Below are 9,916 nucleotides of genomic sequence, written 5' to 3'. Positions count from 1 at the left end.
CTGCCTCTACACCCTCAAACGCGAAGAGCCTTTAAAGCGGCATGGAGTCTATAAACAGCGCCCCGCATAAAGCGTATCGGGGCGCCGCTTATATTGTCCTTATTTTATGCTAAAAAGACTCTTCCAAAATAGACTGATACTCCTCGCTTATATCGTCTCTAGTTATCGTTAAATCCGCCTCCATCGTCTCACCATCAATGTGGCTGATCAAACGTCCCTGATCAGACGCCCGATCAGTAAACTCTTCATCATCGGCAACTTCACTTAGGGCACCGCGGAGACAATCAAGAGGTTCTTCTTCCATGGAGCTCGGCCCTACCAAGGGGCGACCGATGTCATGGATCTGCTGGTGTGTATCAAGGAGATCCAGTTGATCGCCAGTCAAATTCTCGTCCTCTTGAACGAGAGGTACATCAGGCAAATCCTCTGGTCGTTCAGGTGCAATCGTGGCGATTGGCACAAGGTCACCGCTCTGGATCGAGGGCAATCGTGAATCCAATACTCCCGCAATTACGTCCACGTTTCCTTGAACAACGGAAAGCTCTGCCTCAGCTTGACCGCCGAATCCCGTCACAATCTCAGAGTCCTCAAGGTCGTACATGTCAGCAAGGAGAGCAGCTGTTATGTAGTCGGACGCGCCGCGGCCTGCAGAAGCAAAACTGACTTGCTCCGCAGTCTGAAGGTCCTCTAAGCTTTCAATATCGCTCTCTGGGCCCGTAGCGATGACGATGGGGTAGTTAGAAACGGTACCGATGTAGCTAAGATCAGAAAGCTCGAAATTAGCGCCCTCTGCGCCCGCTAGTGACGCGGCCGCAACGCCTGGTCCATCCATTATAGCTACACGGCTACCATCCTCGGGAGCGTTGGTGATTTCGTTGACGGCGGCCAAACCTCCTGCGCCAGGGCGATTCTCGACTACGACCTGAGCTCCGATGGACTCTTCAAGTTCCGGAGCTATGAGTCGAGCGAACGAATCATACCCTCCACCAGGGTCGTAGGGAACGACAATCGTGACTTGCTCATCCTCGAGAATGCTACATGCGCCCGCGGCTTCGCTCTCTTGCTCTTGGTCGTCACAAGCCGAAAGGCCAAGTGCCGAGATGCACGCGACGGATACTACTCCATATACTTTTCTTGAAGTAAACACTTATTCCACCTTTACTGATTAATTAAATAATATCGAAAATACCACTGGGTAGCGGCAGGCCTAAAAAGTAACTAAATAACATCCACAGGCTCCCGCCAAGAACGACCGAGTATACGAGACAATATACAAGGCTTTTACTAGCACCGTATTTGAGGTATAAGAAAGCGAATGTTACTCCAGCAATGTAGACACCAAACAGATAGGTCAGCAGGAAAAACGCGCCAAGCCAAAGCAATGTCTGAACCCATTCCTTGGCACCCGCACTGGCAAACACATATCCAACGTCGACGGACTCCTCATCAGCTGGGTCTTCCGTCGTCTGACTCTCCTGAGGTCCACCTTCAGTATCCTGAGTGACAGTCGGTCCAGTAGTCAGACTTCTGAAAGCTAGGGTGCCCAAGAAAAGCAGAGTACACAGGAGGCCGATTCCAGATATAAACCTCGGGAACCTAGCGGCTTCGATGGGCCAGTCCAAAGTTGCCAGAAGAGCCGCCCCAAAAATTAAGAGCGACACCACTCCTATCAATACGTCTGACAGAGCCGGTAGATGCCGGTTAGTGCCCTCGGTGGTGCGGATACTGCTCATTTGGTGCTCTCCTGACTCACTTCACGACGCAACTTCCATTTCCTAAGTGAGGGCAACGCTCCAATGGTGAGAGAACCAACTATTACTGCAAAAAGTGTTAGAACCCCTGGACGCGTTAGCCACTCCGTCCCAAACATCGACGAAGACAGGCTCAAATATGATTCAGTAAAACCGCCGAGCACGACCGCGAGCAGAAATGGAACTCGCGGCCAGTTCCATCGCAGACAAATGACACCTATGGCCGCCGCGCCAACCATGACGAAGACATCAACATAATCGTTGTTCACGGAGTAAGTACCGACCATTAGAAGCATCACGATGGCAGGGATCAGGACGGGTCCGGATATGTGAGTCAATTTCGAAAGGTACTTGACGCCCAGTAATGCAATCGACACCGCAATGACGTTGGCGAAGACAGCGATCCAAACCATCGACATCGTGAGATCCAAGTTCACAGTCAGCATCTCTGCCCCGGGGGTCAGGCCCAGAATCATGAGCCCACCCAGCAGCACAGCTGTAGCTGCGCCACCCGGAATTCCGAACGCAATAGTCGGGACGAGCTGGCCTCCATCTTTGGCATTGCTCGTAGCTCCTGCAGCGACCACGCCGTCGATGGCACCCTTGCCGAATCTCTCAGGATGCTTGGAGGTCTGTTTGGCGTGGCCATAGGCCAACCACTGCGAAACGGAGCCTCCGAGTCCAGGAAGCATTCCTATGACGATAGCGATCGCACTCGAGCGAACTATTACGCTCCAGTGTTTCAAGGCATCCAATATTCCCCTGGCTCGCTGGCCGAGGGAATTCACGTCAGGCTCTACAGTCTGGGATATGCTGCGTTTGCTAAGCATCAGCTGGAGAACTTCGGCGCCGCCAAACAGCCCAATGACGATTGGTATGATGTCGACCCCATCCCAAAAAGATAGGCTCCCAAACGTGTAGCGAGGCAGCCCCAGCTCAGGATCTATGCCTACAACGGCAACTAACAAGCCCAGGCTTGCCATTATAAAACCCTTAAGAAGGTTATTGCCTGCAAGCGTGATCACAAAGGTCAGACCAAGTACCGTTAGGACGAAGAACTCAGGTGGACCTATAGCCAACACTAGCGGTCGTATAAGTGTGATTGTTAGAGCTAGGACAATCATTCCTAGAATGCCGCCGAGAGCCGAACTAGTCAGCAGTGCGCCTAAGGCGCGACCACTTTGGCCCTTTCTTGTAAGCGGATAGCCATCCATTACAGCCGCGGCCGACGTCGGCTCTCCGGGTATTCCAAATAAGACTGAGGTGATGTCCCCCGCTGTCGATGTTACGATCCAGATGCCGATGAGAAATGCGAAACCCTGAACCGGGTCCATCCCAAAAGCAAATGGAAGAAGGATTGCAAGCGTGACAGGTCCTCCAAGACCTGGCAGGATGCCAGTGACAAAACCAATGCACATGCCAACCAACATCGTGAGCAGGATCGTAGGTTGCACGACCTGCCCCAGCCCGGAAGCAAGAGCCTCAAACATGAGGGTGCCCAACTGCGTTCGACAGCCAGAAAGCCCAAGCTCGATCGATCTGGGACGCGTTTGTTTCTTTGGCGGCTTTCGCTTCGCCGGGCGTCAGGTATACCGGCCTGCCCAAGGACTCCGAACGGGCCTGAATCTCGGCATTGACTTCTGTATATATCGCGTTAAATACTGCTTCCTTAACGTCTTTTCCAGTAGCGACCGACCCGTGTCCCCTCATAAGTAGCACGGTACTGTTCTTGCCAAGGGCGTCCGCTAGTTCATCACCCTGCACATTATTACGAATTAAGAGATCAGTTTCTTGTCCGCTGCGCTCGCGGATCTCGAATACGGGCACTTCCTCCCCAAGGAAGCCAGCCATGTGCATAATCGGACGAAGGGGCTGCTCCGCCACTGTGTATGGGATCACATTCAATGAGTGACTATGCACTACCGCCCCAACATCCGGTCTTGCCCTATAGATCGCCGCATGAATATATCGTTCAAGATAGGGGCGACGAGTATCAGTAGTCACGCCTTCTAAATCAAATACCTGCACATCCTCTGCTTGAACAAGTGCTGGTGCAATATTTCGAGATAGATAAAACGCTTCTGAATCCGGACCGCAACGCATACTGACATGGCCAAACGCGTCAAGAACACCCTGCGCATATAATATATGATTAGCGTTTACTAGGAGCTTTTTACTATTGTGAGCGTCTGTGTTGAGTTGCTCTTCATAAGACATACGCTAATCCTTACTCGTGATACTCACGGATTGTGTAAGAGACTCGATGCGATCGTTGAGCTCCTGGGCAGTCCACTTTCTAGCAATCGCCTTGCGGGCCTCAATCAAAACGCGTGGCCAATTGACAACTACTGCGCCTCGTAGGGCTCCACCCTTGACGAATATCGCCGCGGCTCTTCCTTGAACGAAGGGATCTCCGTGTGTCACTTGGTCGAGGTCGTGACTCGGGCGACCTGCTACCTGAATCCTCCAGTCGTACTGGTCGCTCCATACATACTCAACCGACTGATGTATTTGAGCATCCCCCGGATTTACGATGTTGTGAGCCACGGTCTTCGCCTGCTCTACAGCATTAGTCCAATGCTCAAGTCGGACAGAGGGGCCAGTCTGTTGATCCATTAGCCGGGCGGCATCACCGGCCACGTAGATGCCCTCCGTTTGAATTGCTCTACAGAATTCATCACACAACACGCCATTGTCGATAAGGAGTCCCGAGTCGGTGAGCCACTCATCATTCGGCATTGAGCCAATACCCACCAAGACCGAGTCGGAGCGTACTTCAGTTCCATCAGTTAGTTTGAGAGCAAAATTACCGCGGCCACCGTCGATCGATTCGACTCCCACGCCAAAGCGAGTCGTGACGCCATGAGCCTCATGAAGTCGACTAAACCAATCTCCGACCTCGGGCGTCATGACGCGACTCATCGGATACGGTAGTGGATCGATAAGGGTGACTTCTACATTGGCTGCGCGAGCAGTTGAAGCCACTTCAGCCCCGATAAACCCGGCCCCGACCACCGCGAGGTGAGCCCCGGGGCTCAAATCATTGTGGAGTTTGCGCGCGTCGTCTAGTGTCCGAAGTACATGTACGCCTTCAGGTTGGCCCCATGGGGATGGACGTGCTCGTCCCCCCGTTGCAATCACCAAACTGTCGTATGCGATAGGCACGCATCGGTCAACCTCCAACAGCTTTTCTGCCACATCCAGACCGATAGCCCTTGTCCCGAGGAGTAGCTCGATTTCCAGGGAAGCAGCTTCCGTCTTGGAAATAAGCTCCAATGAGTCGCGGTGGGACTGCCCACTCAGAAACGATTTGGAGAGAGCAGGTTTGTCATAGGGCCATTCCTCTTCAGCGTCCACTATGGTGATCGCACCTGAATACCCCTGACTCCGCAGGGCTTGTGCCGTTCTCACGCCGGCCACAGATGCCCCGACAATCACAGTCCCACTCATGAATCCTCCAACCAGAGTGCCGATACAGGGCATGAACGCGCAGCCTCGGCCACTCGCGGTTCATCTGACTCCGGTACTTCGGACGCCAAGAGGACAACCTTCCCGTCGTCGTCCAAATCGAAGTAGTCTTCGGCACCCATTACACAATTGGCATATCCCTGGCAGGCTTCGTAGTCAGCCTTTGCTTGCTTAGCCATTTTTTAACCTTCTTTGTTTGCTCATTTTAATGCCATACCGCCGTCTGTATGGATAACGTCACCGGAAATGCCTTTAGCTCGGTCAGAGGCAAGAAAGACATAGCTTCCAGCGTGGTCCATAGCGGACAGAGCCGTATTCAACGGCACTCGAGCGGCTAGATCCGCCGCACGTCCGGGGGCTCTGCCGAGCGACTCCTCCCCAAGGCCCAAGGATTGCAACCCACGCATGTCTGTGCCCGTCGTCCCCCCCGGCGCAACCGCGTTGACTCTTACTCTCGGCGCCAGTTCGTGACCAACGGTCTTGACTAGACCCCTGACGGCGAATTTGGACGGTACATACAACGCGCCGCCTCTTCCTGGATAGTACGCGGACGTAGACTCAGTCAGGATGATAGATCCGCCACTTTCCTCAAGCGACGCAGTAGCTGCCTTGATAGAGTGCATATGGCTCTTCACGTTGATGTTAAACATCTCATTAAAGCCGGTATCTATTTCGTCATGAGTCAGGTCTCGTATACCTTTATAGTAATCAAATATACCTACGCATTGAACCAACACATCGAGTCCACCAAAACTTTCAACGGTTCTTTCGACTGCGGATCGATTGGCGTCACTGACACTCGCGTCACCAATAGTAACGGGAACCGAGGGTTCATCCTGTGACAGGGTTCGTCCCTTTTGTGTATCTCTCTCTAGTGCGGACACTTGGGCCCCTTCATCCAAGAACGCTGCAACAACTGCGCGCCCAATACCCGAACCCGCTCCGACCACGAGAACTCGTTTGTTAACAAGCCACTTCGTCATTGATCCTCCCAAAATAGAGGAGCAAATGGCTCTCCGACCATCGCCGAAAACGTGGCAGGCGTTTGCCAAGTCAACGCTTCAAGCTCCAAAGGGTCGAGTGTCACCCACTGTCCGGAACTTGGCACCTCAATCATTAGCCGAAGACCATTCCGTGTCTCAATAAGTAGGACTCTAACCTCAGAAAACTCATTCCCAAGGACTATAGGTTCCCCTTTAATATTTTCTAAAAGGCGATCCCGGGTCCGTGCCGCCTCCAAGGCTTTAATTCTATCTCTCTCTTCGCCTTCCCATTGTAAGCTCATAGGAATATCGCCAGATTCTGCATACGTATTACCGACTCATCAACAGCTATATAACGCCTAGCTAATTTCCATTCACCGTCTTCATTTCGCAGTAAGTCTTCACGCCCAGCTGAAACGAGGGCGGACTCGTGGTTCGCGCCTCTACTTCGAAAGAGCAACTCAGCTGATTCCACGATCAGCTCATGTTCACTGGGTGTGGCAAAAGTTCTGACGTTCGTAATAAAGTGTCGTAGACGCGAAGGGGGATCCTCTGTCCATGCATGCTCTGTAGCAAAGCGTGCAACTCGACGCGAGAGTGAGTACTTATTTTCGTCAAAGTGCGCCATTCCTGGAGAGGTATCATAGCCGGTACCGATTGCTGTTGTCACTCTAACCGGCATGAAATAATGAATATCGTCTGTAATTCTAGACAGCCATTCACCGTACTCTTGAGCATCCAGTAGATAGGCCTCGTCAACCAGCCAACTATGAGCGAGCAAATGACGTTCATCGCCGAAAAATAGCGCGTTTCCTACACGACTAGTCGTCGACGCATGTTTTCCTAAAACAGAACTGGAGGAATCAAATGATACTGTCATTATTTGGCGTCCTTACTTCCAGCATTTAATGGCTCTGCTATTGTATTCTGCGACTGAGTTGTACTGGAGTCTGAGGAGCCGACCTCAGTGTCAGTAGCTTCCGGCTCAGGTCGCTCCAGATGGTCGGCCCATTCGTTAAGAAAGGCTCTCTGGCTGTATTCTCCGTAACCAACATGGACTTTCCCGGGCCCGGAGTATTCGTCTTTCGTCAGGGCTGGACTTACTGGGCTGTCGTCGCTCTTGACGCCCATGCGGCTATTGAGCAGTAGACGTTTAGCCATACTTCCCCCCGCGGTACTTGTAAGAGAGACCCAGTTCTCGACATCGTCTTGTTCAAACATGCCCGTACTGCCGAAACTCATGACGTATGCCTTGTACGAGAGTTGCTTAAACTCTTCGGGAGCTTCCTTGTCAACCATGAACCAAGACAGGACTTCCGTTTCATCGGCACTTATTGGTCGCCATTGGCGGATTGATATGAACGGGACCACCTCATCTGAGTCTTCGACCTTTGGCCAGTTGTGAACGAAACTAAGATTCGGAAAAATACTCGCTGCTGAGACCATGAAGCCGTCCTCCCCCACAACGTCCTTTTGTTGCTGGGTCCATGTTTCTTTCATTCGATCAATCATCTCGTCTGGGTACCCAACATATCGGAGGCGTTCCTCGATGCTTCCTGGTGGAAGCTTGTACGTCGTGCCACCGCCATTTCCTGCCCAGTACGTGGTTCCGTCTTTGCGCTTTTCCGCTTTGGGTTCTCTAAACAGCCCGATTTCGACGATACTCGTATGAGTCTGTGGAGTGTGATACATGTCGCCAGCAAAGTTTTCCGCTCCGATCTTCCAATTGGCCTTGATGCGCCACCGTTGCGGGCCCTTTACTTCGACCCCAGATGAACTTTGTTTGGAGTAGTAGTCCAGGTAAAACTTGAAGTCGCCCAGGTAGTCCTCTAAATCGGGGGCGCCCTGATCGAGGCTGACGAATATCAGGCCGTTGTAGGTGCTTACTCGAGGAGGGCTTAGCAGTCGCTGACCCTTTCGCTTGAAGCCTTCTTCCCCTCCATAAGCTTCCTGGTGAAACGGTAAGCCTGCCAGGCGACCATCGTTTCGGTAAGACCAACCGTGATATGGACAACGAAAGTGTGAAGCGTTTCCCATCTCAGCCCGGCAAACCTGCATCCCCCGATGCAGACACATGTTGAACATCACGCGGACTTCCCCCGTGCTGGTCCTAGAAACGATAAATGAATCCTCCAGAACATGGCGCACCACGTAGTCACCAGCATTTGGGACCTCCGACTCGTGGGCCACAAAGCTCCAAGCTCTTGAGAACAAGCGGTCCCGCTCCAGCTCAAAGATTTCGGGATCGTTGTAAATGTGGGCGGGGATCATTCCACGTCGAATATTTTCTAGGACTCGCGACATAAGTGCGGCACCACCTTTATCTACTCAGCAGATTGTCTGTCTGTACAGTAGAAGGCTAGTGCCGTCTTTTTGTGATGTCAACCACTCCTGAGATTGATGATTCTCTTGATTGAGGACTACAGCGGCTCTCTTCCACGAACGCAGGACTTGCTCTACTACGGATGACGTTCGGTCGGCCGTTCTTCAAAGGGATATAAAACGGGCGTTTTAGAACTAGATGCTCAGTGCCTCGCGCCTTGAAAAGTTGGCGCATGAGTTGCAATCCGCTCCGCCAGTAGTGACGTGCCAGCCGAAAACTTTCTCGGCTCTGGTGGGAGGAGAGGCACTTACACTTAGGCCCTCATCAGAGAGGATGCCGGAGCATGTGGACTCTGAGAGTTAGAGCAATACTCGTGGCATGGTCGATGACGGCTCCCAGCTTTGAGTGCCTAAACGAGACGAAATAGGAGTTCAGTACCGTATTGAGTTTGGATCCGTGCCACTTGACTGCTGAGGATGGGGAAATGGCCGGCACGAGGGCGGGGGATTCCCCGGAGTTTTGGCAGCGTGCTCTGCGGGTGAGGAAGGATCAACGCCGTATTGAGGAGTCATCTCGTCGGAGCGCGGCTGCCGCGGTGGGCGAGAAGCTCGGTGTCTCATGGGATACGTCGAATAACTGGGCCAAACAGGCCCGCGGGGATACTGGTGAGGAGTCGGGGGTCACCAGGGAGGAGCTCGCTGAGCTGGTTCGGCTGAGCCGGGGGCTCCGGGAACTCGAGCGCGCCCATGAGATCTTCAAGAGTGCCTCAGCTTTTTCGCCGTCGAGCTCGACCGTCCCTCCACGATATGATCCGCTACATCGACCAGTACAGGGATCGCNGTTCTCAGCGAAGCAGAAGGTGGGTTCATCACCTCTCGCGGCTACCCGGCTCCCATGGCCAGGGACCGCAAAGATGACCTCCTGATACCTGAGATCCAGTGCAAATCGCCGTGTCTATGGAGTGCAGAAGATGTGGCATGCGATGCGCCGGGAGAATCGGGACATTCGCCCGGACCAGAGCTACCGGCTGACGCGCAGCAAAGCCCGGATCGCAGCAGCGGTCCGTGGCCGCAAATCTCGCACTACGATGCCTGTACTGACCCCTGATGGCCGGCCTGATTTAGTGAAACGAAATTGAAGGCACCCGCGCCTGGGCGTCTTTAGGCAACCGCCATCACCTATGTGAGGACCATGACGAGTTTCATGTACACAGCCTTCGCCATTGACGCCTACTCCCGGAAGATCGTGGGGGGGTGGGCTATCATTCGACGATGCCTACCGAAGCGTTATCACTGGAAACGTTGAAACATGTCCTAGCTACAGCCAGCAAGCAGAAGAGTGCCGAACTGGTTCATCACAGTGATTATGCCGAGGTTTTCGTTAAGCCGAGG

The 9,916-nt window shown here is 53.1% G+C and carries 9 protein-coding genes; all 9 read right to left on the bottom strand.

Features of this window, described 5'->3' with window-relative positions; genetic code table 11:
- Positions 1-109: 109 nt before the first annotated feature.
- Complete coding sequence (locus FEF27_RS12635) at positions 110-1,147, bottom strand: Bug family tripartite tricarboxylate transporter substrate binding protein (RefSeq protein WP_138171241.1); 1,038 nt, start codon at positions 1,145-1,147, stop codon at positions 110-112.
- Between the two features lie 22 nt (positions 1,148-1,169).
- Entirely contained in the window at positions 1,170-1,733 is a 564-nt protein-coding gene (locus FEF27_RS12630; RefSeq protein WP_138171240.1) for a tripartite tricarboxylate transporter TctB family protein, read from the bottom strand.
- Positions 1,730-3,241 (bottom strand): tripartite tricarboxylate transporter permease, encoded by a 1,512-nt coding sequence (locus FEF27_RS12625; RefSeq protein WP_138171239.1) that lies wholly within the window; start codon positions 3,239-3,241, stop codon positions 1,730-1,732. Before FEF27_RS12625 ends, FEF27_RS12630 begins: the two co-directional genes overlap by 4 nt.
- Complete coding sequence (locus tag FEF27_RS12620; protein WP_138171238.1) at positions 3,234-3,968, bottom strand: class II aldolase/adducin family protein; 735 nt, start codon at positions 3,966-3,968, stop codon at positions 3,234-3,236. The genes FEF27_RS12625 and FEF27_RS12620 overlap by 8 nt, the downstream gene beginning before the upstream one ends.
- A gap of 3 nt (positions 3,969-3,971) precedes the next feature.
- Positions 3,972-5,201, bottom strand: coding sequence for an NAD(P)/FAD-dependent oxidoreductase (locus tag FEF27_RS12615; RefSeq protein ID WP_138171237.1), 1,230 nt, complete (start codon positions 5,199-5,201; stop codon positions 3,972-3,974).
- The gene (locus FEF27_RS12610; protein WP_138171236.1) at positions 5,198-5,398 is read right to left on the bottom strand and encodes a ferredoxin; all 201 of its coding nucleotides are present in this window, start codon (positions 5,396-5,398) and stop codon (positions 5,198-5,200) included. The genes FEF27_RS12615 and FEF27_RS12610 overlap by 4 nt, the downstream gene beginning before the upstream one ends.
- A 21-nt stretch (positions 5,399-5,419) precedes the next feature.
- Positions 5,420-6,202, bottom strand: a complete 783-nt coding sequence (gene hcaB, locus FEF27_RS12605) for a 3-(cis-5,6-dihydroxycyclohexa-1,3-dien-1-yl)propanoate dehydrogenase (RefSeq protein WP_138171235.1) — start codon at positions 6,200-6,202, stop codon at positions 5,420-5,422.
- A 298-nt stretch (positions 6,203-6,500) separates the two neighbouring features.
- Positions 6,501-7,082 (bottom strand): 3-phenylpropionate/cinnamic acid dioxygenase subunit beta, encoded by a 582-nt coding sequence (locus tag FEF27_RS12595; protein WP_138171233.1) that lies wholly within the window; start codon positions 7,080-7,082, stop codon positions 6,501-6,503.
- Complete coding sequence (locus FEF27_RS12590; RefSeq protein ID WP_138171232.1) at positions 7,082-8,473, bottom strand: aromatic ring-hydroxylating oxygenase subunit alpha; 1,392 nt, start codon at positions 8,471-8,473, stop codon at positions 7,082-7,084. The genes FEF27_RS12595 and FEF27_RS12590 overlap by 1 nt, the downstream gene beginning before the upstream one ends.
- Positions 8,474-9,916 lie beyond the last annotated feature (1,443 nt).

It is taken from the genome of Nesterenkonia sphaerica (assembly GCF_005771565.1).
Taxonomy (GTDB): Bacteria; Actinomycetota; Actinomycetes; order Actinomycetales; family Micrococcaceae; genus Nesterenkonia; species Nesterenkonia sphaerica.
Note: the sequence above shows the minus strand (reverse complement) of the source record. Positions and strands in the feature narration are given on the sequence as shown.